Source organism: Actinomadura sp. KC345, assembly GCF_004348515.1.
GTDB lineage: Bacteria > Actinomycetota > Actinomycetes > Streptosporangiales > Streptosporangiaceae > Spirillospora.
In genome coordinates, this window is the sequence record NZ_SMKH01000037.1 from 1 (window position 1) to 26,080 (window position 26,080).

The following is a 26,080-nucleotide window of genomic DNA, read 5'->3' on the forward strand; positions in this document are numbered from 1 at the left end:
CCCCTGGCCCGCCGTCCCGTCGTGCGACCAGTTCGACGGGCCGGAGCTGGCCCCGGTCTGGAACATGCTGCGCACTCCCCGGGAGCGCTGGTGGAGCCTGGACGAACGTCCCGGCCGGCTGCGGCTGCGCGTCCGGCCGGAGAGCCTCGCCGACACCGCGAACCCCTCGTTCGTCGGGCGGCGGCAGCAGCATCCGGACTTCGCCGCCTTCACCTCGCTCGACTTCGTTCCCGCCGACGAGGAGTGGGCGGGCCTCGCCCTCGTCCAGAACGCCGACTTCCACGTCGTCCTGGTCTCGACGAGCCAGGGGCTCCGCCTCGTCAAGCGGGAGCAGGGGATCGAGACGGTGCTGGCCGAGGCGCCGGCCGCCCCCGGCCGCGTCCGCCTCGGCTTCGAGGCCCGCGGCCGCTGGTACCAGGCGTCCTACTCGGCCGGCCCCGGAAGCGCCGTGGACCCGGGCGGCTGGACGCCGCTCGGCGATCCCGTGGACGGAGACGTCCTGACCAGCCAGGTCGCGGGCGGTTTCACCGGCGCCTACATCGGCCTGTACGCCACCGCGAACGGCCGGGCGAGCGGCAACCACGCCGACTTCGCCTGGTTCGAGTACCGCCCGCTCTAAAGGAGGAGGGCGGGGTCGGCCAGCACGTGCTCGATGACCAGGCCGGCGGCGCCCAGGACCGCGGCGCCCTCGGCCAGGCCGGAGACCTCGACCGGCGGCGCGCCGCGGCGCAGCGATCCGGGGCCGTCCGCCAGGACGGCCTGGAGCGGGGGCCGGATCCATGGGGCCAGCGGCGAGAAGACGCCGCCGAGCACGACGGTGTCCGGGTCGATCAGGTTGACGACGGCGGCGAGCGCGCCGCCGAGCGCGCGGCCGGCGCGGTCCACCGCGTCCCGGGCGGCCGGATCGCCGGACTCCAGCCGGTCGATGAGCGCGCTCACCGAGCCCACGGGTCCCGCGGCGCGCAGGATCGCCTCCTGTCCCGCGATCTGCTCCAGGCATCCCCGGGCACCGCAGGAGCAGGGCGGCCCGCCGGGCTCGGCCACCAGGTGCCCCAGCTCCCCGGCGAAACCGTGGGCTCCGCGGAACACCCGGCCGTCCACGACGATGCCCGCGCCGATCCCGATCTCGCCCGAGACGTGCACGAAGTCGCCGAACCGGGCGCCGCCGCCGAACCACAGCTCGCCGAGCGCGGCGAGGTTCGCCTCGTTGTCGTACTCGGCCGGCAACGCCGCCTCGTGGCCGGGGACGCCGGTGACGGGGACGTCGGTCCAGCCGAGGTTCGGGGCGTGCCGGACGACGCCGGCCTCGCGGTCGAGCATGCCGGGAAGGGCGACCGCCGCACCCGCGACGGTCAGGCCCTGCCCGGACACCGCGGAGACGGCCTCGCCGGCGAGCGCGGAGAGGGCGCCGAGGACGGCTCCGGGTTCGCGCCCGCGGTTGTCGGAGTCGACGACGTGCCGGTAGCGGACCTGCCTGCCGAGGTCCACCACGCAGGCGGCGAGGTAGTCGACGTTGACCTCCAGGCCCAGCCCGGCGGCGCCGTCGCCGCGGATGGACACGCCCACCCCCGGCCGCCCGCGCTCGCCCTCGTGGACGGGCGCGCCGCCCAGCACCAGCCCCGCGCTCTCCAGGAGGGCGACGAGGTTGGAGACGGTCGTCTTGGTGAAGCCCGTCAGCTCGGCGAGGCGCGCCCTGGTCACGGGCTGGTGGCGGGCGATGTGCTCCAGGACGACGGCGAGGTTCCGCCCGCGCATCGTGGCGTGCCGGACGGGGGCGTTCGCGGACTTCGTCATGGATGAACCCTAAATGAATCGCGTGTATAGGCAGGGCCTCGCTCCTCTGCTACGTTAATTCGTCCAAGCTCTTTACGAAAGGCGGGGCGGATGGACGGGAGCCTGGTCGCGGGCGTCGACTCCTCGACGCAGTCGACGAAGGCCGTCCTGTGCCGCGCCGGGGACGGCACCGTGGTCGCCGAGGCGTCGGCCCCGCACCCGGACGGGACCGAATGCCATCCCGGCCACTGGTGGAGCGCGCTCTCACGGGTCCGCGGCCTGCTCGAACGGGCCGACGCGGTCGCCGTCGCCGCGCAGCAGCACGGCATGGTCGCGCTCGACGGCGCGGGCGAGGTCGTCCGGCCCGCGCTGCTGTGGAACGACACGCGCTCGGCGCCCCAGGCCCGCACCCTCGTCGAGGAGTTCGGCGGCGCGAAGGCGTGGGCGGAGCGGACCGGCAGCGTCCCGCCCGCCTCCTTCACCGTGACCAAGCTCCGCTGGATGGCCGAGCACGAACCCGGCAACGCGCGGCGCACCGAGCGGGTGCTGCTCCCGCACGACTGGCTGACGCTGCGGCTCGGAGCGCCCGAGCCGGTCACCGACCGCGGGGACGCGTCCGGCACCGGCTACTGGTCCCCCGCGTCCGGCGCGTACCTGCCCGAGCTGCTGCGCGCCGCGCTCGGCCGCGACGCCGAGCCGCCGCGGGTCGCGGCACCGGGCGAGCGCGTGGGCGAGACGGCGTGGGGCGCGGCGCTCGGCCCCGGCACCGGCGACAACATGGGCGCCGCGCTCGGCCTCGGGCTGCGGCCCGGCGACGTCGTGGTGTCGATCGGCACGTCCGGCACGGCCTTCGCGGTCGCGGACGAGCCCGCCGCCGACCCGTCCGGCCTGGTCGCGGGGTTCGCCGACGCCACCGGCCGGTACCTGCCGCTCGTCGCCACGCTGAACGCCGCCCGGATCCTGTCGGCGGCCGCGGCCATGACCGGGACCGCGCTGGACGGGCTGTCGGCGCTCGCCCTCGCCGCCGAGCCCGGCGCGGGCGGCCTGACGCTGCTGCCCTACCTCGACGGCGAGCGCACCCCCGACCGCCCGGACGCGACCGGCGTCCTCGCCGGGCTCACCACGTCCAACGCGACGCGGGAGAACGTGGCGCGGGCCGCGGTGGAGGCGCTGCTGTGCTCCCTCGCCGACGCCGTCGACCACCTCGCCGCGCAGGGCGTCCGGCCCCGCCGCACGCTGCTGATCGGCGGCGGGGCCCGGTCCGAGGCCGTCCGGACCCTCGCCCCGGCGATCCTCGGGACGCCCGTCACCGTGCCCGAGCCCGCCGAGTACGTCGCGCTCGGGGCCGCGCGCCAGGCCGCGTGGGCCCTCGCCGGCACGCCCGAGCCGCCCGCCTGGCCGGCGCCGCCGGCGACCGAATGGCCTGCGCCGCCGGCGACCGGGCACGTCACCGAGCAGACCGGGGAGGAGATCCGCGCACGCTACGCCGCGCTGCGCGACTCCGCCCCGGAGATCCGAGGAGGTATCCCATGAGCGACTTCACGCCCGCACCCGAGGACAGGTTCTCGTTCGGCATCTGGACGGTCGGCTGGCAGGGCGTCGACGTGTTCGGCCCCGGCACCCGGCCGCCGATGCCCGCCGACCGCGCCGTCCGCGAGCTCGCCGAGATCGGCGCCTACGGCGTGAACTTCCACGACAACGACGTGTTCGACTTCGACGCCGCGCCCGCGGAGCGTCAGGGCCGGATCGACGCGTTCCGCAAGGCGCTGGACGAGACCGGCCTCGTGGTGACCACCGCCACCACGAACCTGTTCGGCCACCCCGTCTTCAAGGACGGCGCGTTCACCGCCAACGACCGCGACATCCGCCGGTTCGCGCTGCGCAAGGTCATGGACAACCTCGACCTGGCCGCCGAGCTCGGGGCGAGGACCTACGTCTGCTGGGGCGGCCGGGAGGGCGCCGAGTCCGGGGCGTCCAAGGACGTCCGGGCGGCGCTGGACCGCTACAAGGAGGCGTTCGACGTCCTCGGCGCCTACGTCGCCGACCAGGGCTACGACCTGCGGTTCGCGATCGAGCCGAAGCCGAACGAGCCGCGCGGCGACATCCTGCTTCCCACCATCGGCCACGCGCTGGCCTTCATCCAGACCCTGGAGCGCCCCGAGCGCGTCGGGCTCAACCCCGAGGTCGGGCACGAGGAGATGGCCGGGCTCAACTACGCGCACGGCGTCGCCCAGGCCCTCTGGCAGGGCAAGCTCTTCCACATCGACCTCAACGGGCAGCACGGTCCCCGCTACGACCAGGACCTCCGGTTCGGCGCCGGCAACACCCGAGGCGCGTTCTGGGTCGTGGACCTGATCGACCAGAGCGACTACGACGGCCCGATCCACTTCGACTTCAAGCCGCCCCGCACCGAGGACGACGGGGGCGTGTGGGACTCGGCGGCCGCGTGCATGCGCAACTGGCTGATCCTGCGCGCGAAGGTCCGCGCGTTCCGCGCCGACCCGGACGTCCAGGCCGCACTGCGCGAGGCCAAGCTCGACGAACTCGCCCGGCCGACCCTCGACGACGGCGAGGACTGGCGCTCGGTCCGCGGCGCCGACGTCGACGCCGAGGCCCTGGGCGCCCGCCGCACCGCCTTCGAGCACCTCGACCAGCTCGCCCTCGAACACCTCTACGGCGTTCGCTCCTGAGAGGGCCGCCTCACCCGCGGGAGGCCCGCCCCGCCTCCCTGGGGCGGGCCTCCGGCTAGGACAGCGCCTCCGTGGGGGCCAGGCGCGCGGCGCGGACGGCCGGGTAGAGGCCGGCGACGGCGCCGATGACGAGGGTGGCGAGGATGCCGCCCGCCATCGCCCAGACCGGGACGACGACCGGCCAGTCCTGTGTCACGGCGAAGACCGCTGTGACGGCGGTGCCGAGCGCCACGCCGCCGGCGCCGCCGAGCGCCGCCAGCAACTGCGATTCGGTGAGGAACTGCAGCCTGATCTGGCCGCGGGTCGCGCCGAGGGAGCGGCGCAGGCCGATCTCGGCCCGGCGCTCCAGGACCGAGATCACCATGGTGTTGGCGATGCCGACTCCGCCGACCAGGAGAGCGACACCGCCGAGGCCGAGGAGCAGGCCGGTGAACGCCCTGTCGGTGGCGTTCCGGGCCGCGAGCGCGTCCGAGGGGCGGCTGACCTCGACCTCGTTCGGAGCCTGAGGGTTTGCGGTCGCGGCCAGCAGCTCCCGCGCCTTCTCGACCGCGTCCTCGTGGGCGCGGGCGTAGATGGTCGTCGGGCGACCGTCGAAGCCCAGGTTCGCCGTTGCGGCCTCCCAGCCGACGAGCGCGGCGGAGTCCAGATCCGGCGCCAGCTCGTTCGGGTTCAGGATGCCGACGACGGTGAACCACTGCGAACCCAGCCACACCTGGACGTTCGGTCCGGAGACGCCGAGCCGGCCGGCCGTCGACGAGCCGAGCACCACGGCCGGGTACCGCGCCGTCCCCGTGTTGAGCCAGCTCCCGGCCGCCATGGTGAGACCGACGGTCCGGGGCAGGTCGAGACGCGCCGCGAGGACGCTGATGCCGCCGCTCTCGCCCTCCGGAATGCGGTCGTTCCGGTAGACCTTGGCGTCCTCCAGCTCCGCCGTGCCCGACGCCGACTCGATGTCGGGCATCCGTGCCACCATGCCGACGGACTCCGCGGGCAGTTCCGAGGGGTCGCCCAGGAGGTCCTCACCCGGTCCGGCGGTGAGCAGGTTGGTGCCGAGCCGGTCGAGGGCGGCCTGCAGCTGGGCGCGGCTGGACGTCGAGATGCCGACCACGCCGATCATCGCCGCGATGCCGATCGCGATGCCGAGGGCGGACAGGAACACCCGCGTCGGGCGGGCGCGCAGGCCGGCGGCGCCGACCCGGAGCACGTCCCCCGGGCCGAGCCGCGCGGGCGCGTCCCCGTTCGGGGTCGTCGCGTTCACCGTGCCGCCTCCGTCCGTGCGTCGTCGTGAACGATCCGGCCGTCGTGCATCCGCACCTGGCGCGGCATCAGCGCGGCGATGTCCCGGTCGTGCGTGATGAGGACGACGGTCGTCCCCGCGCCGGACAGTTCACCCAGGAGGCCGAGGACGCCCGCGCCCGATGCGGAGTCCAGCGCCCCGGTCGGCTCGTCGGCCAGCAGCAGCGGCGGCTCCCCCGCCACCGCGCGGGCGATCGCGACCCGCTGCTTCTCGCCTCCGGACAGCTGGTGCGGCCGGTGGCCCAGGCGATGCCCGAGCCCGACGCGTTCCAGGGCGCGGCGGGCCCGGCGCCGCCTCTCCGCCGGCGGCACGCCCCCGTACAGGAGCCCGTCGGCGACGTTGTCGAGCGCGCTCACTCCGGCGGCGAGGTGGAACTGCTGGAACACGAAGCCGATCCGCCGGGCGCGCAGCGCCGACAGGCGCCGGTCCGGCAGCCGCGACACGTCCCCGCCCTCGATGAGGACGGTGCCGGCGCTCGGCCGGTCCAGCGTCCCGAGCATGTGCAGCATCGTCGACTTCCCGGACCCCGACGGCCCGACGATCGCGACGGACTCGCCCGCCTCGACCGCCAGCGACACCGCGTCCAGCGCGACGACCTCGCCCGGGTAGGTCTTGGTGACCGCCCGGAGCTCCACCACCGGGCTCATGAGGGGACCCCCACCTTCATGCCCTCGGCCAGGCCGGGGCCCGAGATCTCGACCCGGCCCTCAGTGAACACCCCTGTCTCCACCGGCACCGTGCGGACGCGCCCGTCCTGGACGACCTGGACCGCGTAGCCGCCGTCGCCCTGCGCGAGCAGCGCGCCGACCGGCACGGCGAGGACGCCGCGGTGCCGGTTCGCGGTGAGGCGCACCCCCACGGGCGCCTTGTCGTACGAGCCGAGCGACTTCTGGCCGCCGACCGCGATCGTGACCTCGATCGTGGTCGGCTGGTCCCTGTCGCCCTCCTTGGCGACCTTCCCGATCGAAGTGATCTTCCCCTTGGTGGTGTCGCCGGACGGGAGCTCGATCTCCACCTCCGCCCCCTTCTCCGCGAGCCGCTGGTACTGCACGTCGAGGTCCACGCTCACGACACGGGTCGTGCCGGTGCAGGTGAGGACCGGGCCGCCGAGCTTGTCACCGACCTGGGCCTTGCGCTCGGCCACGCGGATCCGGCCGGACGCGACGGCGGCCGATCCCGGCTCCACCGTCCCGGTCTCCTTGACGCCGAGGTCGTCCTGCCAGCGCTTGACGGCCGCCGCGGTCGCGGCGCTGTAGGTCTCGTCGACGGTGAATCCGGTGTAGCCGAGGGCCCGCAGGTTCCGTTCGAGCTGCTCGACGTCCGCGCCCTCCTTCCCCGCGGAGAGCGTCCGGTACAGGGGCAGCCCGCCGTACAGGAGCGGCACCGGCTTGTCGTCGACCCGGTACACCGGCCGCCCCCTGGAGATCACGGAACCGGCGCCGGGCAGCCAGGTGAGGGTGCCGCGGCCGGTGCCGACGACCGTGCGGGCGCCGCCGTACCCGAGCGTGCCGTCCACGTCCTGGGTCTCGACCAGCGTCGTCCGCTCGATCGGCGCGGTCGCGGGCGGCGAGCCGTGCGCGGCGGCGGGGCCGCCGTCGCCGCCGCCGAGGCCGGCCGTCGCCAGGCCCGCGCCGCCGACGACGACCACCCCCGCGGCGCCCAGGACGGCGGTGCGCGTCCTGGGCACTAGTCGCCGGCCTTGCCGTCGGTGCCCGGGCCGTCGTCGCCCTCCGGCCTGAGCTTCGCGCACGCCTTCTGCGCGGCCTTGAACTCGCTGCTCTCCAGGTCGATCCCGGTACCCGGCCCGGCCTTGAGCAGCATGCGGCCGTCGGAGTCGGGATCGGGGAACTCGCTGATCCCGCTGTCGCGCATGCACGCGGAGAAGGCACGCATCTTCGCCACGTCCTCCGGCTTCATCTTCTTCGGCTTGCCGCCGTTCGGCATCAGGTGCCGGCACTTCTCCTGCGCCGCGGCGACCCTGTCGTTCCCGCCGGGGCCGCCGGGACCGCCGGCCTCACCGGGGCGGGCACTCTGAGCGATCGTGACCTTGCCGTCACTCGACGGATCCGGCATGTCCACCCCGTTGTCGCGCATGCACTGGGCGAACTCGCGCATCTTCTCCGTGTCGCTCGCGGCCTCGGCCGTCGCGCCGGACCCGCCGGTCCCGTCGCCCCCGCACGCCGGCACTCCGAGGGCGAGAGCAGGGACGAGGCCCAGCGCCGCAAGGGTCTGTCGTCGCATCGATCGGTCTCCTTGTCGTCTCCGCCGGCACCGCCGGCGGCGGGGACAAGTCCAGCCGCGAGCCGATAACCCCGGCGTAACCGGATCGCGTTACGCCGGCGTTACGCCCGTTGCCCGAAGCTGGGGCGGGCAGGACGGCGGAGGGGAAAGGACACGACGTGCGGGTACTGATCGCCGAGGACGAGCGGATGCTCGCCGATTCGATCGCCGAGGGCCTCAGGGCCGAGGCCCTGGCCGTGGACGTCGTCTACGACGGGGACGCGGCGCTCGAACGCCTCGCCGTGCACGACTACGACGTGCTCGTCCTGGACCGGGACCTGCCGGTCGTGCACGGCGACGACGTCTGCCGCGCCGCCGTGGAGTCCGGCGCGCTCGTCCGGGTCCTGATGCTCACCGCCGCCGTCGCCGTGCCCGCGCGGGTGGAGGGGCTGCGGATCGGCGCGGACGACTACCTGACCAAGCCGTTCGCGTTCGAGGAACTGGTGGCGCGGGTCCAGGCCCTCGGCCGCCGCGCCCGCCCGGCGGCGCCACCGGCGCTGGAACGCGCCGGGATCAGGCTCGACCCGTCCCGCCAGGAGGTGTACCGCGACGGGCGGTACGTGCACCTGGCCCGCAAGGAGTTCGGGCTGCTCGCCGAGCTGCTGCGCGCGGAGGGGACGGTCGTGCCGGCCGAGCGGCTGCTGGAGAAGGTGTGGGACGAGCACACCGACCCGTTCACCAACACGGTCCGGGTCACGCTGATGAAGCTGCGCCGCAAACTCGGCGACCCGCCGGTCATCGAGACCGTTCCGGGATCGGGGTACCGAGTTCCATGAAGGGGATCACCGAACGCCTGCGGCCCACGATCCGGATGCGGCTCACCCTCCTGTACACGGGCCTGTTCCTGGGCGCGGGCGTGTTCCTGCTGGGTCTGACCTACATCCTGGTGCAGGGCAATCTCGAACGGCAGAGCGACCCCGTCGACGCGACCAACGCGCTCGAGACCGGCGGCACCGTGGTCGCGCCGTCCCAGCCGGCCATGGAGCCGCCCGAGCTCTCGGTCAAGCGGGTCGAGGGGGCGCTGGTCCAGGCGCGGGAGGAGTCGCGGCGCGAGACGCTCGCCGCGCTGCTGACCCAGGGCGGCATCGCCCTCGGGGTGGTGGCCGCGGCGGGGCTGGGCTTCGGGTGGCTGCTGGCCGACCGGGCGCTGCGTCCCGTCCACACGATCACCGAGACGGCGGGGCGGGTGGCGCGCAGCCACGACCTCACCGAGCGGATCGCCTACGAGGGCCCGCGCGACGACGTCAAGGAGCTGGCCGACGCCTTCGACACCATGCTCGCCCGGCTGGCCAGGGCGTTCGACGGCCAGCGCCGGTTCGCCGCGAACGCCTCGCACGAGCTGCGCACCCCGCTCGCCATCAACCGCACGCTCGTCGACGTGGCGGTGCGCCGCCCGGACGCCACCGACGACGTCAAGCGGCTCGGCGAGTCGCTGCTGGTCGTCAACGGGCGGCACGAGCGGCTGATCGACGGGCTCCTCACGCTCGCGGGCACCGAGAACGTCGTGACCGGCGCAGGCCCCCTGGACCTGGCGGACGTGGCGGCCCACGTCCTCGACCAGGCGGCCGCGGAGGCCGAGGCCCGCGGGGTGGTCTCCGTGCGCGCCCTCGATCCGGCCGCCACCTCCGGCGATCCGGTCCTCATCGAGCGGCTCGTGCAGAACCTCGTCGAGAACGCGATCCGGCACAACCACGACGGCGGCGACCTCGCGGTCGCCACCGGGGAGCGGGACGGCCGGGCCGAGGTCGTCGTCACCAACACCGGGCCGGTCGTGCCCGCCTACGAGGTCGAGACGATCTTCGAGCCGTTCCGCCGGCTCGGCAACGACCGGGTGCGGTCGGATCGCGGCTCCGGGCTGGGGCTGTCGATCGTCCGCGCCACGGCGACCGCCCACGGCGGCACCGTGACCGCCGCGCCCCGCCCGGGCGGCGGGCTGGTCGTCACGGTCCGGCTGCCCGTCCCCGAGCCCGCCTCCCGCCGGGGCGCGGAGAAGGACGCCGCGCAGGACGCCGCCGCACGGGAGAGCGCCTCAGCCGCCGGAGGATGACCCGCCCCGGTGCAGCTCGTCGACGCGCGGCGTCGGGGTGTGCAGCCGGACCGTGGTGCCGTCCGCGCCGGGCCGCACGTCGAGGTGGTCGCAGATCTGCCGGGCGAGCCAGAACCCGTCGCCGGGCCTCGGGTCGAGCGTCGGCGGGTGCAGCCCGATGAACGGGTCGAGGGCGGTGGTGGCGGGCAGGCGGATGTCGCACACGACCTCGCCGGGCCGCGACCACAGCGCGACGCTCGGCAGTTCCCCGGTCTCGTCCGCGTCGGTGCCGGTGAGCAGCTCGCCGATCGCGGCGGAGAAGATCATCAGGTGCTCCCCGGCCAGTCCCAGCATCGCGGTCTCCATCACGATGGCGTGCCGGATCCGGCTGAGGTCCCCGGCGAACGTCAGCGTGACGGCGTCGTCGGGGCGGCCGGCCAGCCGCGAGGCCCGCGTGCGGACGAACGCGACGGGGTCGACGTAACCGGGGCTCGCGGCCACGTCGGTGCCGTGGACCATGTGCGGATGGGTGCGCCACGCGTTGCCGACGATCTCCGGTTCGACGACGCGGGCGTCGTAGGGGCAGATCATGTGGATGCCGCTCCCGGCGAGCACGGTGTTGAGTGCGGATTCCATGCACTCCAGCGCCTCGACCTGCCGCGCGGACCGCCCGGACCAGACGGGCTCGGCGAGGATCCGGACCCGGGCGGCGCGGGGATGCCGGTGCCGGTAGCCGGTGAAGGCGCCCACGCGCTGCGACGGGCGGCGGCCGAAGTACGCGGTCTCCGCGAAGTCGACGTTGCGCGCGTGGCGGCCGAGCGCCGTCCGCACAAGGTCGAGGTTGACCGGCGTGGTGGCGACCAGCACCGGTTCCTCCCGCCGCAGGCCCCCGTCGATGAACGGGACGGCCATCCGCAGGAACTCCTCCTCACCGCCGTATACGCAGCCGTGGTGAACGAACGCCGAGCTCCCCACCCCCGGTTCCCCCTCTTCACGCCAACACCGGCGTCCGTCCTGCATCCCCCGGCGCCGTCCCCACCGGCCGCTCCGCCCGCGCACGCGGCGCCCCCGGGCGGAGAACGGCCACGCTAAGGATCGTATGGATCACTTTGAGTATCAAGCGGAATGCCGGAAACGGCCTCGCCGCGGCCGGGCGCGGTTCCGGTTGGGCGGGGCCGCGGCCGGGTAGCGTCAGTCAATGACCAGCGCGCAACTGCTCACCGACGCGTTCGGGCGGATCCGGGAGGAGGTCCACGGCGCGGCCGGCGGGCTCGCCCCGCGGCAGCTCGCGTACCGGCCCGGCGGCGAGGCCAACTCGATCGGCTGGCTCGTCTGGCACCTCACCCGCGTCCAGGACGACCACATCGCCGGCGCCGCCGGCACCTCGCAGGTGTGGACGGACGAGGGCTGGGCGGAACGGTTCGGCCTCCCGCTCGACCCGTCCGACACGGGGTACGGCCACACCGGCGACGAGGTCGCCGCCGTCCGGGTCGAATCGGCGGAACTGCTGACCGGTTATCACGACGCCGTGCACGACAGGACGGTCGAGTACGTGGCCTCGCTCACCGACGGCGATCTGGACCGGGTCGTGGACCGCGCCTGGGACCCGCCGGTGACGCTCGCCGTGCGGCTGATCAGCGTCGTCTCCGACGATCTGCAGCACGCCGGCCAGGCCGCCTTCGTCCGCGGCCTCCTGCCGCGCGGCTGAGCCCGCCCCGGCTACCGGTCGCCGCCGGACACGCTCAGGCCGGGATCTCCGGCGGTCTCGCCGTCCCACGGGACGGAGTCTCGCGGCGCGGACGGATGCAGCCCGGAGATGAGGCGGGACCATCGCGCGCCGATGTGCTCCAGGTCGTAGGCGCGGGCGGACCGCACGGCCTGCTCGCCGAGGCGGTCGCGGAGCGCGGGGTCCGCGATCAGCTCGCGGAGCGCGGCGGTGAGCGCGTCCACGTCCCCGGTCGGGACCAGCAGGCCGTCGCGGCCGTGCGTGATCAGTTCGGGCGGGCCGAACGGACAGTCGAACGACACGACCGGTAGCCCCATGCCCATGGCCTCGATGATGACCATCGGCATGCCCTCGCGGCGCGACGACAGGGCGTAGATCGACGCGCGCGCCATCTCGCCGTGCAGGTCGCGGGTGAGTCCGCACAACCGGACCCGCCCGGCGAGGCCGAGCTCGTCGATCAGCGCGGCGAGCCGGTCCCGGCGCACCCCGGAGCCGAAGATGCGCAGCGTCCAGCCGGGATGCTCGGCGGCGATCGGCGCGAAGGCGCGGATCAGCAGGTCGAAGCCCTTGTTGCTCACGAGCCGCCCGGCCGCCAGAACGACCTCGTCCGCGCGCCGCGACGGCCGGCCCGGGAGCGGCGGCGCGGCGTTGGGGATCCGCACGATGCGGACGCCGGATCCGGCGAGGGCGCTCTCGTAGCCGGCGCGGGCGGGCTCGGTGAGGACGCTGAGGACGGTGAGCCGGCGGTAGGCGCGGACGACCTGCCGCCGGAGGGCGGGCTGGTAGGACTCCAGGCTCATGTGGTCCTGCCCGATCGTGGCGGTGCCGCGCGGCGCGAGCTCCGCGGCCAGCAGGACGAGGGACGGGCGGGTCCCGATGAGCACGTCGGCCGGTGAGCGGTAGAGGGCGCGCAGGAGGCAGACGTCCGACCAGAGGCTCATGAGGCGGAAGGACGCCTCCTCGGCGGGGATCAGGACGCTCGGCAGGCGCGCCAGGAGGCGGGCCGCCCTGCCCTTGGGGGCGAAGCGGTCGTCGGCGTAGGTGAGCGCGGCGTCGCCGGGCACCGGGAAGAACGGTCTCCTGCTCCGGCGCAGGACGCTGACGATCTCGATGTCGTGGTCACGGGTCAGGTGCCCGCACAGGTTCAGCACGGTGTGGATCGTGCCGCCGGTGCCGTGGGCGTTCTGGAGGAGGACCCGGACGCGGAGCCGCTCCCCCGGCGGGGGAACCCGCCTCCATCGCAGCGGGCGCAACGCACAGAGCGCCGCGCGGCGCAGAGCACGGTGTGCTCCGCGCCTGACGCGGCGCCGCAGGCGCGGTCTTCGCGCTGGTTCCTTCACCGGGGTCCCCTTCACAGGCGGCCGTGTCCGGCTCCCTTCCCGCGGAGGACCCGGGTCAATGTCACCCGGTGGTCACGGTACGGTCGAGGGCGCTTCCCTTGACCCAGCGGTTCCACGACATCTCGTGGTAGCTCCAGCCGTTGTTCCACTCGAGCTCGCGCTTGCTGCCGGTGACGATCACCGGGTCACCGCGGTAGGACCACTTGTAGAACCAGCGGGCGTCCTTGGGCGGCGAGTTGATGCAGCCATGGCTGACGTTCTGGCGGCCCTGCGCCCAGACCGTGGACGCCATCTCGTGGACGAACTCACCGCTGCTGGAGATCCGCACCGCCCAGGGGATGACCTCCTTGTAGCCGCCGTTCGCCTTGTCCTCCGGGTCGACGCCCATCCACTCCGACGTCATGATCGCCGGATTCTCCTTGCCCATGGTCAGGTGGATGCCGCTGGCGGTGAGGAAGGTGTCGACGCCGTTGACCACTCGCCCGCCCTTGCCCGCGCTGATGGGCCAGCTTCGGACCTTCTTGCCGTTCTCCTTGGCGATGGCCTTCTTGGCCTTGGTGCTGATGTGGGTGATGTGGGAGTCGCCGACGCGGAAGCCGCGGCTGTAGTCGGAGGTGCCGTAGGTCTTCTTGCCCGACTTCACACCGGCCAGCTTGGCCTTGAACGACACCCTCTGGTTGGGCTGCCAGTACTCGCCGTTCTTGGTCCGGAAGATCACCGTGGTGTCGTTCATCCAGTACCACGCGCCGGTGGCGGGCTTGGTGGACTTGACCTCCAGGGCCTGCTCCACGGCCTTCTTGTCGCCGACCTCCTGGTTGAAGACGACCTGGATCGGCATGCCGACGCCGACCTTCTCGTTCTTGGTCGGTGTGATGTCGACGATCTCGAGTTCCCGCGGCGCCCTGTGCGTGGCGAACGTGGCGTAGACCGTGGACGACTTGCCCTGCGGGCTCGTGGCGACCGCGTTGACCTGGTACTTGGAGCCCGGGCGCAGCGTGCGCGACTTCCAGTTCGTCTTGTCGGCGGACATCGTGCCGTCCACCGGCTTGCCCTTGAGCGTCACGGTGACCTTGTCGAGCTTGCCGCCCGCGGCGGTCACGGTCACGCCCTTCTCCGGGCTCGCCTTGGTGTTCCCGTTGCCGGGGTCGATCGTCACCTGGGGGGCCTGCGCGTCGGCCTTCTCGCCCACGGTGACCCCGTTGTCCTCGTCTCCCCCGCTACAGGCCGTCGTCAGGAGTAGCACGACACCCGTCAGCCCCGCGCCCGCCCGAACTCCTGCGGAAAGCCTCCGCTGCACCTCAACCTCCAGTAACCCCGCCGTCTACCAGGGAGACATTAGCGACAAAAGTCGTCGACGATGCCGCCACCCCTGCTTTTTGTAGTCGGCCGAGATCAAAGCGTTGTACAACGAGACGCCATCTCGCCGCTCGGCGCCGTCGCGGGTCAGCTCAGGGCGCTGCCCTGGCGCCACTCGTCGAACGACATCTCCCACTGCGTCCAGCCGTTGCCGTCCTCGATCCGCCGGTCGCTGCCGGTCAGCTTGAGGACGTCGCCGCGCTGCGCGATGTCGTAGTACCAGCGCGCGTCGGAGGGGCTGAGGTTGATGCAGCCGTGGCTGACGTTGGCCGAGCCCTGCGAGCCGACCGACCAGGGCGCCGAGTGGGTGTACTGGCCGCTCCAGGAGAAGCGGACCCCGTGGTTGACGACCTGCTTGTAGTAGCCGGGGTCTCCGGGCTTGCGGCCGGGGGACGTCATCGTGACGGGGTTGGCCTTCTCCATCAGCAGGTGGACGCCGCTGGTGGTGGTGTACTCCCGCGTCTGCCCGTTGCCCGCGCTGAACGGGAGGGTCCGGACCTTCTTGCCGTCCCGCGTCACGGTCATGCGGTGCTTACCGATGTTCCCGGTCGTGATCTGGGCGGCGCCGAGGGCGATGTTCACCTGCTCGTCCTGCGCGCCGTAGACGCCGCCTCCCGCGTTCACGCCGGCCAGCTTCGCGTGGAAGCGGACCGTCTGATGCGGCTGCCAGTACGTCTTCGGGCGGTAGACGACCTTGTCGGCGCCGTCCCACCGCCACGCGCCCTCGACCGCCTTGTCGGGCGTGACGCTCAGCGTCCGCTCCACCGCGGCCTTGTTCGCGACGGGCCCGTCGAAGGTGACCATGATCGGCATGCCGACGCCGACCTTCTCGCCCTTGCGGTTGGGCGTGACGTCGGCGATCTTGAGCGTCTTGTCCGCCTTCAGCGTGGTGAACGAGCTGGTGGACGTGCGGGTCTCGCCGTCGTCGCGGACCTGAGCGGTCACGGTGTAGGACGTGCCGGGCGTCATCGTCCGGTCGGAGCGCCACGTCTTGCGCTCGTCGCCGAACCGGCCGGTCACGGTGGCGCCCTTGCCCTGGACGGTGACCTTCTGCAGTTCGCCGTCCGAGGCCTTCACCTCGATCGTCCCGTCCGGCTTGACCTGCGCGGTCCCGTTCGCCGGCGTGATCGTCACGGGCTCGCCCGACCCTCCCGAGGTCAGGCTGCCCTCGCCGCCGCCGACCGTGCAGCCGGCCACGAGCATCGCCACCGCGCCCGTGCCGCCGGTCAGCACCAGCCTGAAACGGCCCCTGGTCACCACAGACTCCCCCAAACGCAAAGATCTAGCCCCGTGTCGCTCTATCTGACAATGAGACGCCCCGGGTGGGCCGAAAGTTCGGCCTTCCCGGGGCGGGAAGAATCACAGGTCAGGCGGGAATGCGGGGGCCGGTCAGGCGGCGGTGGCGCCTTCGGCCGCCTCGCGGTCGGCGTGCGGCTCGCGGTTGACGTGGCGCAGGAGCCGCTTGAAGCCCCAGACCGAGACCGAGATGCCGATCAGGCCCAGCCCCGCGACGATGCCGGTGCGGATCCACAGGTACATGCTGATCGACTGGCTGAACAGCATCCACAGGCTGACGCCCACGTTCGCCAGCAGCACCGCCGACCACAGCAGCGAGATCCGCAGGAAGAAGCGGTGGACCCTGGCGTGCTTGTAGAACGCGTCGGGGATCGGCGCCATGTCCTTGGCGAGCTTCATGGCCAGCGGCTTGCCCAGCGGCACCGAGGCGAGGAAGGCCATGCTCACGCAGAGCGTCCCCAGCGTCGGCTGCAGGAAGTAGACGACCGCGCTGCCCGTCGCGCCCGCCAGCGCCGCGCGGACGGTCACGCCGACCGCGGCCAGCATCAGCATCCCCGAGACCGGATGCCCGCGTACGTACCGGTAGATGATGCCGCCGTACACCCAGGCGACGGCGGCGACGAGCGCCCCGGTCAGCCCGAGGAGCATGAGTGCGACGTAGAACACCACGACGGGGGCGATCACGCCCTCGACGAACCTCGGGAGCGCGTGCATGAGCAGCGCGGGCACCCGCGGCAGCTCGAAGGCGATGTGGCCGTGGCCGTGGGCCTCCCCGGGCCCGGCCGCGCGCGTGAGGCCCGCGGGGGCCTCCGCCGTGGGCTCGGGGGATTCCGCCGCCCCGGAGGGCGGTGCGGGCATGGCCGTGGGTCGATCCATCGAGTGTGGTGCTCCCCGATCGGTGTGCAGAAACTCGGATGTGCTCACGATTCGCCCCACCGTACGTGATGATCCGCACCCGTATGTCCCCTTTGGGAAGATCCGGGGTGAGCGGCCGTCCTACCGTTAGTTCGGTCCGGCGTCCGGTTTGGTTCGGTCGGCGTCCGGTTCGGTTCCGCGCCTCGCCCGGTCCGGGCGGCGTCCGGAGATCGCCGGGGTGAGCCGGTGCGATCCCGGTCTCCGTTCCCACGTTAGCCGCCCCTTCGCTCAGCTCTCCGGCGGGGCGGGCTGAGCGTCGCGGGCGGCGGCGTAGATGGCCCGGAGCGTGACCGCCACCGAGGGCCTGCGCACGCTCGCGGTCCTCGTGACGGCGTAGACCTCGCGGGCCAGCGTGCACTCGGGGATGCGCCGCACCGCCACGCCCTGGTCGCCGGCGGCCAGGGCCAGCGCGGGCACCGCCGTGATGCCGATCCCCCGCGCCACCAGGCTCAGGATGGTGTGCAGCCCCTCGAACTCCCACGGGACGGGGCGGGCGCCGCCGACCGTGTCCAGGATCCGTTCGAGGGCCTGCCGGGACCCTTCACCGGGCGGCGCCGCCATCCACGGCTCCTCCCGGAGCTGCTGCAGGTCCACGGGCCGGCCGGGGTCCGACATGGGGTGCGTGGACGGGACGACGAGGACCAGCGGGTCCCGGCGCAGGTGGAAGAACTCCAGGGCCGCGGGCGACTGGTCGGGGACCTTGCCCGTCCAGTCGTCGATGAGCGCGATGTCCACCTCGCCGTTCTGGACCTGCCGGATGCCGTCGCCGGGCCTGGTCTGGCGCAGGACGAACGTCAGCCCGGGATGCTCGCCGAGGCTCTGCGCCAGCGCGGGGGCGAGGGCGACCGCCGCGGTGGGGAACGCGGTGACCACGACGCGTCCCATCGGCGCGTCCGACTGCGCCGACAGCTCCGCCTCGGCGGTCTCCACCAGGCCGAGGATCTCCTCGGCGCGCTCGGCCAGCCGGCGCCCGGCGTCGGTCAGCTCCGCGCTGCGGGCGGTCCGGTCCAGCAGCGGGACGCGGGCCTCGCGTTCGAGCGCCGACAGCTGCTGGGAGACCGCGGACGAGGTGTAGCCGAGCGCGGACGCGGTCGCGGCGATGCTGCCGCGGCGGGCGAACTCGGCCAGAAGCCGGAGGCGGTGGAGCTCTAGCATCAGTCCACCTTACGGTCACCATCGATGAGACTCGCTTGTGATGATGCTGGCAGCGGGCAAGTATTGAATCAAGCCCGGCAGGGGTCGCACGGGGGGAATCCGCAGTCACCCGCCGCTATTTCGCCATGCCCTTTTTCGCCATGTCTTGGAGTATTCATGCGTGCCCATAAAGAGTCCGCGTCCGTCCGCCCGTTGCCGTTCTCGCCGCGTCCGGTCGCGCTGTCGGCCACGCTCGCGGTCAACGAGGCGATCGCGCGCAAACGCGGGGAGGGCCGGCGCGTCCTTCCCCTCGGCTTCGGGGAGGCCGGGATACCGATACATCCCGCGCTGACCCGCGAGCTGGGCGCGGCCGCGGACAGGGGAGCCTACGGCCCGGTCGCGGGGTCCGCCGCGCTGCGCGCCGCAGCCGCCGGCTACTGGGCCCGGCGCGGGCTGCCCACCGACCCCTCCGCGGTCGTCGCCGGCCCCGGCAGCAAGCCGCTCCTGTACGCCCTGCTCACCGCGCTCGGCGGCGACGTCGTGGTGCCGACGCCGAGCTGGGTGACCTACGCCGCGCAGACGTCGCTGGTCGGCGCCGAGCCGATCCGCGTGGCCACCCCGCCGGGCGAGGGCGGCGTGCCGAGCCCGGCCCTGCTGGCCGACGCCCTGGTGCGGGCACGCGCGCGGGGCCGGGACGTGCGGGCCGTGGTGGTGACGCTTCCCGACAACCCGACGGGGACGATCGCCTCCGAGGACACGGTCCGGCGGCTGTGCGCGGTCGCGCGCGAGCAGGACCTGGTCGTGATCTCCGACGAGATCTACCGCGACCTGGTGCACGAGCCGGGGCGGACGGCGCCGAGCCCGGCCCGGCACGCGCCCGAGCGGACCGTGGTGACGACCGCGCTGAGCAAGAGCCTGGCGGCGGGCGGCTGGCGGCTGGGCGTCGCGCGGCTGCCGGACGGCCCGTTCGGACGGGCGCTGCGCGACAGCCTGCTGGGCGTGGCGAGCGAGATCTGGTCCAGCGCCCCGGCCCCGATGCAGCACGCCGCCGCCTTCGCGTTCGCCGAGCCGCCCGAACTGGTCGAGCACGTCGGCCGCAGCCGGCGCCTGCACGCCGCGATCACGAGCGCGGTCGCCGACCGGTTCGCCGCCGCGGGGGCCCGGGTCGCCCGGCCCGAGGCGGCCTTCTACGTCTACCCCGACTTCGGCCCGGTCCGGGACGCGCTCCGGGAGAACCACGGCGTCCGGACGGCCGGAGAGCTGACGCATCTGCTGCTGGAGCGCTACGGAGTGGGCGTCCTGCCCGGCAGTTCCTTCGGGGACGCCCCGGCGTCCCTGCGGATGCGGGTGGCGCCGAGCCTGCTCTACGGGGAGGACGACGAGCAGCGCCTCGCGGCCCTGGCCTCCCCCGCGCCGGCGGCGCTGCCCTGGATCGCGGGCGCCCTGGACCACCTCGGCGAGGTGCTCGCCGACCTGTCCGAGACGGTCACCGCCGGGGAGCCGGCGCTGACGTGAGCCCGGTAAAGGCCGGGAATTGCGGAGGGTAAGGGAGTCGAACCCCTTCGAGTTTCACCTCGACGTCAGTTTTCGAAACTGCTGCCTTACCGTTCGGCCAACCCTCCGCGGCGGGCGCGGCGGGCCGTCCGGGAGACCGGGCGGCCCGCCGCGCGTGCCGGTGGACCAGCAGGGAGTCGAACCCTGATCACTTCCTTGCAAGGGAAGCATGCTTCCGTTACACCACAAGCCCATCGTCGGTGCTCGGCAGGGGCGGTAGGAGTCGAACCCACTTTCCGCCGGTTTTGGAGACCGGCCGCCTAACCGGTGGCTCGCCCCTTCGTGCCTTCGCGCTGTTCGATGTGTTCAATGATGCGGAGGTTCCCGTACGGACACAAAGCGTTTTTCTGCGTATCGGCCCGGATGCGCACCGTCATCGGTTCCCGGTATGGATCGCCCGAACGATCAGCGCCCGGCCCGACCGGCGTATATAAGGGTGGTGTAAGGTCCAACGACGCACGGGGCGAACGTCACGAACCGACCATCGGCAGGGCATGCGGCGCCCTGTCCGACCTGCCCGTGACAAACCCAAGATCAGCACGAAGTCACGCGAGTGATGAATGAAGGCGAGGGGGCCCGCCATGAGGCATGCACGGGACGGCGCTGCCGCGGCGATGAGCGCCGCCTCCAGGATCCTCGTCGCGCGCGGCAAGAACGAGCCCCAGGAGATGGAGAACCCGGACGTCGCCTGGGGCCAGCGGGCCCGTGACGGCGTCTGGGCGCCCACCAGGGACGGCCAGCGGATCCACCTCGGCATCGACGTCACGGCGGCCGACACCGTCGCGCAGGTCCTGCGTCCGAGCCTGCGGGTGTTCGTGGGCGTGGACGTCGACACCGACATCGTCGCCCAGACGACGGCCGGCGGCGTGCGGCTGCTGACCGTGGTCCACGGACCCGACGCCCCCTCGGAGTTCCGTCTCAACCTCTCCCTCGCCGACGGCCTGACGCTGGAGTCGATGCCGTCCGGCGGCTACGACGTCGTCCACCTGCGCTACGGCGCCACCGTGGGCAGGCTCTACAGCCCGTGGGCGAGCGACTCGATGTTCCGCCAGGTGAAGGCCGACTACACGCTGGAGGGCTCGGTCGTCACGATGCGGGTCCAGCACACCGACGCCTACTACCCGATCGTGGCCGACGCCAATTACGAGCGCTGACCCCCGCCGCGGCACGCCGCGGGACGCGGCGCCGGGCACGGCCGCCCCTTGGAGCGTTCCGGCCGGATGAGGCCGCCGGAACGCCAGCGCGTCCTGGCGGGGTGCGCGCAAACGCGCCCGTCCACCGTCATATGGTGGGGATCCACGGGCCGCCCTCGCGGCCCCCGGCGGCGCTGCCGGGCACACGACCGCCCCGGTCCTGGAGACTGGAGTCATTGTGATCTTCACTCATGACACCGAGCACGCGCTCGCCGTCGTCGTCGACCTGATCAACACGGGCGCGGCGGCGTCCGGCGCCGAGCGGCTCGGCGGGCTGCCCGGACTGCGCTCGTTCGTGGAGCGCAACGCGTTCAGCGACGTGGGCCGGCTCACCGAGAGCGACCTGCTGCGCGTCCTGGACCTGCGCACGCGCTTCCACGCGGTCTTCCGCGCCGGCGACGTGCCGTCCGCGGTGGGGCGGATCAACGAGATCGTCGGGGAGGTCCGCACCACCCCGCACCTGACCGACCACGACGGCTACGACTGGCACGTGCACTTCTTCGCGCCGGGCGCGCCGCTCGGCGAGCACCTGGCCGCCGACTGCGGCATGGCGCTGGCGTACGTGGTGGCGGCGGGCGAGCTGGACCGGCTGCGCACCTGCGAGGCGCCGGACTGCGCCCGGGTCCTGGTCGACCTGTCGCGCAACCGCTGCCGCCGCTACTGCGACAGCCGGACCTGCGGCAACCGCATGCACGTGGCCGCCTACCGCGCACGCCAGCGAGAGGCGGGCGGCCCGTCGTCCCCGCAAAAGGAGACCGCCAGCCACTGACCGGCGGCCTCGGCCCGTCTCAGGCGGGACGAGACACGACGGCGGTGACGGCGTCCAGGGCTTTGCGGGTGGACGCGACGTCATGGACGCGGAAGACGCGGGCGCCGAGAAGGGCGGAGACGCCCAGGACCGCCATCGTGCCGACGCCGCGGCCGTCGACCGGGCGCCCGAGGGTCTCCCCGATGAAGTCCTTGTTGGACACCGCGACCAGGACCGGCCACCCGGTGGCGGTCAGCTCGCCGAGCCGCCTCGTGATCTCCAGTGAGTGCCGGGTGTTCTTGCCGAAGTCGTGGGCGGGGTCGATGAGGATCGCGTCCCGGCGCACCCCGAGGGCGGCGGCGCGCTCGGCCTCGTCGGTGACGTGCCCGACGACGTCCGCGACGACGTCGTCGTAGCCGGTCCGGTGCGGGCGGGTGCGGGGGTCCAGGGCGCCCGCGTGCGAGCAGACCAGGCCGATGCCGTGCGCGGCGGCGACCTCGGCGAGCCGCGGGTCCGGCCCGCCCCAGGTGTCGTTGAGCAGGCCGGCGCCCGCCCGCGCCACGGCCTCGCCGACCTCGGCGCGCCAGGTGTCGACGCTGATCACCACGCCCGGGTGGCGTTCGCGGACGGCGGCGACGAGGTCCAGGACGCGGCGCAGCTCCTCGCCGACGCCGACGTCCTCGCCGGGGCCCGCCTTCACCCCGCCGATGTCGACGATGTCGGCTCCGGCCGCCACGGCCCTGCCGACGGCGTCCAGGGCCGCGTCGAAGCCGTAGGTGGCGCCCCTGTCGTAGAACGAGTCGGGGGTGCGGTTCACCACGGCCATGATCGCGTGCGGGCCGATGCCGCGCCCGCCCAGCCGCAGCGGCGGCACGTCCGGAGTGCTCATGATGCCCTCACCGTGGCACATCCGCGGCGCGGCGGGCCAACCAGAAGTGAATTCGGTTCAAACGGCGCCCTCCCTCGTCATCGGCGCGGCGCGGTCGGTAACCTCATATGTCACGCTCGTTGCGGGATCGAAACCCGTGGTGGGCCCGCGTCGGACCTATTTCAGCCATGGAGGATCCGCTGTCCAGGCGAGCACTCATCACCGGCATCACCGGACAGGACGGCTCGTACCTGGCCGAGCATCTGCTAGGGCTGGGATACGAGGTCTGGGGCCTGGTGCGGGGACAGGCGAACCCCCACGTGTCCCGGCTGCGCAAGCACATCGGCGACGTACAGATCACCACCGGGGACCTGCTGGACCAGGGCAGCCTGATCTCGGCGGTGGAGCGGGTGGAGCCCGACGAGGTCTACAACCTGGGGGCGATCTCCTATGTGCCGATGTCGTGGCAGCAGCCCGAGCTCACCACCGAGGTGACCGGCGTGGGCGTGCAGCGGATGCTGGAGGCGATCCGCGTGGTGTCGGGAATCAGCCCGTCCCGGACGCCGGACCGGGAGCAGATCCGCTTCTACCAGGCGTCGTCCTCGGAGATGTTCGGGATGGTCCGGGAGACGCCGCAGAACGAGAAGACGCCGTTCCACCCGCGCAGCCCGTACGGGGTGGCCAAGAGCTTCGGGCACTACATCACCCAGAACTACCGCGAGTCCTACGGGATGTTCGCGGTCAGCGGCATCCTGTTCAACCACGAGTCGCCGCGGCGGGGCGCGGAGTTCGTGACCCGCAAGGTGTCGCTCGGCGCGGCGCGCATCAAGCTGGGCCTGGCCACGGAGCTGCGCCTCGGCAACCTCGACGCCCGGCGCGACTGGGGCTACGCGGGCGACTACGCCCGCGCGATGCGGATGATGCTGGCGCAGGAGGCCCCCGAGGACTACGTCATCGGAACGGGCCACACCCAGTCGGTGCGCGAGCTGGTGGAGTTCGCGTTCCGCACGGCGGGCCTGAACTGGGAGGACCACGTCGTCCTGGACGCCCGCTACACCCGGCCCGCCGAGGTCGACCTGCTGTGCGCCGACCCCAAGAAGGCCCGCGAGCAGCTCGGCTGGGAACCCGAGCTGACGTTCGAGGAGCTGGTGACGATGATGGTCGAGTCGGACCTGCGGCTGCTGTCGCGGTCCGCGCGGCCCGAGGACGAGCCGTTCAGCCCCGACCACTGGTGATCGCCGGCCGGGTGTGGCCGGCGCGTGCCGTGGCACGATACAGGCATGCGCGATGATGGCGTGCCCGCCGGCGGTTCGGCCCTCTGATGCCGGACGTCCGGCTCGGCACCGGCCCCGGGCGCTGGATCCTGCTGGCGACGGTCCTCGGATCGGGCGTGGCGATGCTCGACGCCACGGTCGTGAACGTCGCGCTCCCGGCGCTGGCGGACGACCTCGGCGCCGACATGGCCGGCCTGCAGTGGACGGTGAACGCCTACACGCTGACGCTCGCCGGGTTCATCCTGCTCGGCGGCTCGCTCGGCGACCGGTTCGGGCGGCGGAGGATCTTCCTCGCCGGCGTCGTGTGGTTCGCGGCCGCGTCGGCGCTGTGCGGCCTCGCCCCCAACGTCGAGATGCTGATCCTGGCGCGGGCGCTGCAGGGGGTGGGCGGCGCGCTGCTCACCCCGGGCTCGCTGGCGATCATCCAGGCGTCGTTCCACGCCGAGGACCGCCCCCGCGCGGTCGGCGCCTGGTCGGGCTTCGGCGGCGTCGCGAGCGCGGTCGGGCCGTTCGCGGGCGGCTGGCTCGTCGAGGCGGCGGGCTGGCGGTGGGTGTTCCTGCTGAACGTGCCGCTCAGCGCCGTGGTGGTGCTGGTGGCGGCGCGGCACGTCCCCGAGAGCGTCGACCCGGAGGCCCGCGGGCGCTTCGACGTGCTCGGCGCCGCGCTGGCGGCGCTCGCCCTGGCGGGGACGACGTACGCGCTCACCGAGGCGCCGGGCGGCGACGCGGCCCCGGCGGTCATCGGCGCCGCCGCCGTCGCGGGCCTGGCGGCGGCCGCGGCGTTCGTGGTCGTGGAGCGGGCCCGCGGCCGGGGACGGCCCCTGCCCGGCGCGCGGGCCGGGCGGACGGCGCCGCAGCCGATGCTGCCGCTGGACGTCTTCGCCTCCCGCCAGTTCTCCGCCGTCAACGTCGTCACGTTCATCATGTACGGCGGCATGGGCGTGATGTTCTTCCTGTTCGTCCTGAACCTCCAGGTGGTCGGCGGGTTCTCGCCGATCGCGGCGGGGACGGCGCTGCTGCCGGTCACGGTGCTGATGCTGCTGCTGTCGGCGCGGGCGGGCGCGCTCGCGCAGAAGATCGGCCCGAGGGCGCCGATGGCGGCCGGGATGCTGGTGGCGGCCGCCGGGATGCTGATGGTCTCCCGGATCGGCGCGGACGCCTCCTACGTGCGCGACGTCCTGCCCGCCGTGGTGGTGTTCGGGCTGGGCCTGTCGGCGGTGGTCGCGCCGCTGACCGCGACCGTCCTCGCGACCGCGGAGGTCCGGCACGCGGGCGTCGCCAGCGGCGTCAACAACGCGGTGGCGCGGGCGGCGGGGCTGCTGGCGGTCGCGGCGATCCCGCCGCTGGCCGGGCTGACCGGCGACGCCTACCAGAACCCGGGCGACTTCTCGCGCGGGTTCGAGTCCGCGATGCTGGCGTGCGCGGCGCTGCTGGCCGCCGGGGCGGTGCTGACCGTGCTGACCGTCGGCGACGACGCGCTGCGGACCCCGGCCGGGGAGCAGGTCGTGCCGGAGTGCCGGCGGCAGTGCGGCGTCGGCGCCCCGCAGTTGCAGCCCGAGCCGGAGAACGTCGCGGCCGGCGCCGACGGCCTGGACGGGGGCCCCGGGCCCCGGCCGCGACCTTGATCACCAGGGCGGACGCGGCCCGCCGGCGCTGATTCTCGGTCCGATTCCGGCTATGTCCAGGACCGGATCGGTTCGTTGGCATACCGTCATGGGCATGAATCTGCGGCAGCTGCGCTACGTCGTGGCGACCGCCGACCACGGCACGATGACGTCGGCGGCCCAGGCTCTCTACGTGGCCCAGCCCGCGCTCTCGCGGGCCGTCCGCGAGCTGGAGCGCGAGCTGGGCGTCGAGCTGTTCGCCCGTTCCGGCCGGGGGGTCGTCCTCACGCCCGTCGGCGAGCAGGTGGTCCGGGAGGCCCGCGCCGCGCTCGACGCCGTCGAGGCCATCGAGGCCCTCTCGGTCACCCGGGCCGACGGGCGCGGCGCGGAGCTGCGCATCGCCGTCACCGCGTCCCTGGAACCGGAGCTGACCGGCCGTCTCATCCCCCGCTTCGCCCGCGACCAGCCCGCCGTGCGGGTCCGGGTGGTCCGCTGCGAGGACCGCGACCAGGTCGCGGCTGCGCTGCGCGCGGGCCGCGCCGACCTCGCGCTCACCGACCTGCCCGTCCCGGGCGACATGTCCGCGCACCCGTTCGAGCAGCGGGAGGTCGTGCTGATCTCGCCGCCCGCGCTGCAGATCCGCGAACCGGTGCCGCCGTCCGCGCTGGACGGCATGCGGCTGGTGCTGCCCGCCCGCGGCACCGCCCGGCGCGCCGAGATCGACGTGCTGCTGCGGCGGATCGGCGCCACCCCGGTCGCCGCCGTCGAGTCCGACGAGCGCGGCGCCTGGCTCGGCATGGTCCGCGCCGGGGTGGGCTCCCTGCTCTGGTACCGCAACCAGATCGACGACACCGAGGGCGTGACCGTCCGGTCGTTCATGCCGTCGATCACCCGCATGATCGGGCTCGTCCACGCGCACCGCAGGCTCCCGCCCGCCGCCCGCGACTTCCTGGCGTTCGCCAAGGAGAAGGCCCGCGACGACCACTGACGGGCGGGGCCGGACGGG

23 protein-coding genes, 3 tRNA genes and 1 pseudogene are annotated in these 26,080 nt (G+C 73.6%); 12 read left to right on the forward strand and 15 right to left on the reverse strand.

The genetic code is table 11. The annotated features are described in order from the left end of the window. Window positions 1–619 (forward strand): annotated as a pseudogene (locus tag E1281_RS40100) (glycoside hydrolase family 43 protein); the annotation flags it as partial. On the opposite strand, the gene E1281_RS09130 reads toward E1281_RS40100, so the two are convergent. Further along, window positions 616–1,794 carry an ROK family transcriptional regulator gene (locus E1281_RS09130; RefSeq protein ID WP_131876838.1) on the reverse strand — a complete coding sequence of 393 codons (1,179 nt, stop codon included), beginning with the start codon at window positions 1,792–1,794 and terminating at the stop codon, window positions 616–618. The pseudogene E1281_RS40100 and the gene E1281_RS09130 sit on opposite strands and share 4 nt — an antisense overlap. 90 nt (window positions 1,795–1,884) lie before the next feature. Here E1281_RS09130 and xylB point away from each other — a divergent pair, with 90 nt between their 5' ends. Continuing rightward, complete coding sequence (gene xylB / locus E1281_RS09135) at window positions 1,885–3,306, forward strand: xylulokinase (RefSeq protein ID WP_131876839.1); 1,422 nt, start codon at window positions 1,885–1,887, stop codon at window positions 3,304–3,306. Continuing rightward, window positions 3,303–4,463, forward strand: a complete 1,161-nt coding sequence (gene xylA / locus E1281_RS09140; protein ID WP_131876840.1) for a xylose isomerase — start codon at window positions 3,303–3,305, stop codon at window positions 4,461–4,463. The genes xylB and xylA overlap by 4 nt, the downstream gene beginning before the upstream one ends. Before the next feature lie 55 nt (window positions 4,464–4,518). On the opposite strand, the gene E1281_RS09145 is transcribed toward xylA, so the two are convergent. From E1281_RS09145 to E1281_RS09160, 4 genes are read right to left on the reverse strand one after another with little or no spacing between them, the layout of a single operon-like run. After that, a complete protein-coding gene (locus E1281_RS09145) occupies window positions 4,519–5,721 on the reverse strand; it encodes an ABC transporter permease (protein ID WP_207943189.1) in 1,203 nt (400 codons plus the stop codon). Next, window positions 5,718–6,407, reverse strand: a complete 690-nt coding sequence (locus E1281_RS09150) for an ABC transporter ATP-binding protein (protein ID WP_207943190.1) — start codon at window positions 6,405–6,407, stop codon at window positions 5,718–5,720. Before E1281_RS09150 ends, E1281_RS09145 begins: the two co-directional genes overlap by 4 nt. Further along, window positions 6,404–7,447 carry a peptidoglycan-binding protein gene (locus E1281_RS09155; RefSeq protein WP_131876841.1) on the reverse strand — a complete coding sequence of 348 codons (1,044 nt, stop codon included), beginning with the start codon at window positions 7,445–7,447 and terminating at the stop codon, window positions 6,404–6,406. The genes E1281_RS09150 and E1281_RS09155 overlap by 4 nt, the downstream gene beginning before the upstream one ends. Beyond that, window positions 7,447–8,001 carry a hypothetical protein gene (locus E1281_RS09160; RefSeq protein WP_131876842.1) on the reverse strand — a complete coding sequence of 185 codons (555 nt, stop codon included), beginning with the start codon at window positions 7,999–8,001 and terminating at the stop codon, window positions 7,447–7,449. The genes E1281_RS09155 and E1281_RS09160 overlap by 1 nt, the downstream gene beginning before the upstream one ends. 158 nt (window positions 8,002–8,159) lie before the next feature. On the opposite strand from E1281_RS09160, the gene E1281_RS09165 reads away from it, so the two are divergent. Continuing rightward, window positions 8,160–8,816, forward strand: coding sequence for a response regulator transcription factor (locus E1281_RS09165; RefSeq protein ID WP_131876843.1), 657 nt, complete (start codon window positions 8,160–8,162; stop codon window positions 8,814–8,816). Beyond that, window positions 8,813–10,087, forward strand: coding sequence for a HAMP domain-containing sensor histidine kinase (locus E1281_RS09170; protein ID WP_131876844.1), 1,275 nt, complete (start codon window positions 8,813–8,815; stop codon window positions 10,085–10,087). The genes E1281_RS09165 and E1281_RS09170 overlap by 4 nt, the downstream gene beginning before the upstream one ends. Here E1281_RS09170 and E1281_RS09175 read toward each other — a convergent pair. After that, window positions 10,070–11,041 carry a sensor histidine kinase gene (locus E1281_RS09175; RefSeq protein ID WP_165958843.1) on the reverse strand — a complete coding sequence of 324 codons (972 nt, stop codon included), beginning with the start codon at window positions 11,039–11,041 and terminating at the stop codon, window positions 10,070–10,072. The genes E1281_RS09170 and E1281_RS09175 overlap by 18 nt on opposite strands. A 223-nt stretch (window positions 11,042–11,264) precedes the next feature. On the opposite strand from E1281_RS09175, the gene E1281_RS09180 reads away from it, so the two are divergent. Beyond that, a complete protein-coding gene (locus E1281_RS09180) occupies window positions 11,265–11,774 on the forward strand; it encodes a DUF664 domain-containing protein (protein ID WP_131876846.1) in 510 nt (169 codons plus the stop codon). An 11-nt stretch (window positions 11,775–11,785) separates the two neighbouring features. On the opposite strand, the gene E1281_RS09185 is transcribed toward E1281_RS09180, so the two are convergent. The 5 genes from E1281_RS09185 to E1281_RS09205 all read right to left on the reverse strand — a co-directional run bounded on the left by E1281_RS09185 (window position 11,786) and on the right by E1281_RS09205 (window position 17,854). Further along, window positions 11,786–13,132 (reverse strand): glycosyltransferase family 4 protein, encoded by a 1,347-nt coding sequence (locus E1281_RS09185; RefSeq protein WP_243716730.1) that lies wholly within the window; start codon window positions 13,130–13,132, stop codon window positions 11,786–11,788. A 61-nt stretch (window positions 13,133–13,193) separates the two neighbouring features. Next, window positions 13,194–14,375, reverse strand: coding sequence for an Ig-like domain-containing protein (locus E1281_RS09190; RefSeq protein WP_243716732.1), 1,182 nt, complete (start codon window positions 14,373–14,375; stop codon window positions 13,194–13,196). Between the two features lie 200 nt (window positions 14,376–14,575). After that, window positions 14,576–15,745 carry an Ig-like domain-containing protein gene (locus E1281_RS09195; RefSeq protein WP_243716734.1) on the reverse strand — a complete coding sequence of 390 codons (1,170 nt, stop codon included), beginning with the start codon at window positions 15,743–15,745 and terminating at the stop codon, window positions 14,576–14,578. A 132-nt stretch (window positions 15,746–15,877) separates the two neighbouring features. Beyond that, window positions 15,878–16,660 carry a VC0807 family protein gene (locus E1281_RS09200; RefSeq protein ID WP_131876848.1) on the reverse strand — a complete coding sequence of 261 codons (783 nt, stop codon included), beginning with the start codon at window positions 16,658–16,660 and terminating at the stop codon, window positions 15,878–15,880. Window positions 16,661–16,927: 267 nt separating this feature from the next. Beyond that, window positions 16,928–17,854 (reverse strand): LysR family transcriptional regulator, encoded by a 927-nt coding sequence (locus E1281_RS09205; RefSeq protein WP_131876849.1) that lies wholly within the window; start codon window positions 17,852–17,854, stop codon window positions 16,928–16,930. A 156-nt stretch (window positions 17,855–18,010) separates the two neighbouring features. Here E1281_RS09205 and E1281_RS09210 point away from each other — a divergent pair, with 156 nt between their 5' ends. After that, a complete protein-coding gene (locus tag E1281_RS09210; RefSeq protein WP_131876850.1) occupies window positions 18,011–19,348 on the forward strand; it encodes a pyridoxal phosphate-dependent aminotransferase in 1,338 nt (445 codons plus the stop codon). 22 nt (window positions 19,349–19,370) lie between these two features. Here the strand turns inward: E1281_RS09210 and E1281_RS09215 are convergent. From E1281_RS09215 to E1281_RS40105, 3 genes are all read right to left on the reverse strand, one after another. Continuing rightward, window positions 19,371–19,455 (reverse strand) — tRNA-Ser (locus E1281_RS09215). A gap of 54 nt (window positions 19,456–19,509) precedes the next feature. Then, window positions 19,510–19,580: transfer RNA gene (locus E1281_RS09220), tRNA-Ala, on the reverse strand. Between the two features lie 15 nt (window positions 19,581–19,595). After that, window positions 19,596–19,667, reverse strand: a tRNA-Trp gene (locus tag E1281_RS40105). A 301-nt stretch (window positions 19,668–19,968) separates the two neighbouring features. Here E1281_RS40105 and E1281_RS09225 point away from each other — a divergent pair. Next, window positions 19,969–20,541, forward strand: coding sequence for a hypothetical protein (locus tag E1281_RS09225; RefSeq protein ID WP_131876851.1), 573 nt, complete (start codon window positions 19,969–19,971; stop codon window positions 20,539–20,541). Window positions 20,542–20,758: 217 nt separating this feature from the next. Beyond that, window positions 20,759–21,349, forward strand: a complete 591-nt coding sequence (locus tag E1281_RS09230; RefSeq protein ID WP_131876852.1) for a CGNR zinc finger domain-containing protein — start codon at window positions 20,759–20,761, stop codon at window positions 21,347–21,349. Window positions 21,350–21,368: 19 nt separating this feature from the next. Here E1281_RS09230 and folP read toward each other — a convergent pair whose 3' ends face one another. After that, window positions 21,369–22,217, reverse strand: a complete 849-nt coding sequence (gene folP, locus E1281_RS09235; RefSeq protein ID WP_131876853.1) for a dihydropteroate synthase — start codon at window positions 22,215–22,217, stop codon at window positions 21,369–21,371. 179 nt (window positions 22,218–22,396) lie between these two features. On the opposite strand from folP, the gene E1281_RS09240 reads away from it, so the two are divergent. The 3 genes from E1281_RS09240 to E1281_RS09250 all read left to right on the forward strand — a co-directional run bounded on the left by E1281_RS09240 (window position 22,397) and on the right by E1281_RS09250 (window position 26,062). Further along, a complete protein-coding gene (locus tag E1281_RS09240; protein WP_131876869.1) occupies window positions 22,397–23,431 on the forward strand; it encodes a GDP-mannose 4,6-dehydratase in 1,035 nt (344 codons plus the stop codon). Between the two features lie 86 nt (window positions 23,432–23,517). Next, complete coding sequence (locus tag E1281_RS09245) at window positions 23,518–25,095, forward strand: MFS transporter (RefSeq protein ID WP_131876854.1); 1,578 nt, start codon at window positions 23,518–23,520, stop codon at window positions 25,093–25,095. Between the two features lie 94 nt (window positions 25,096–25,189). Then, window positions 25,190–26,062, forward strand: a complete 873-nt coding sequence (locus tag E1281_RS09250; protein WP_131876855.1) for a LysR family transcriptional regulator — start codon at window positions 25,190–25,192, stop codon at window positions 26,060–26,062. Window positions 26,063–26,080 lie beyond the last annotated feature (18 nt).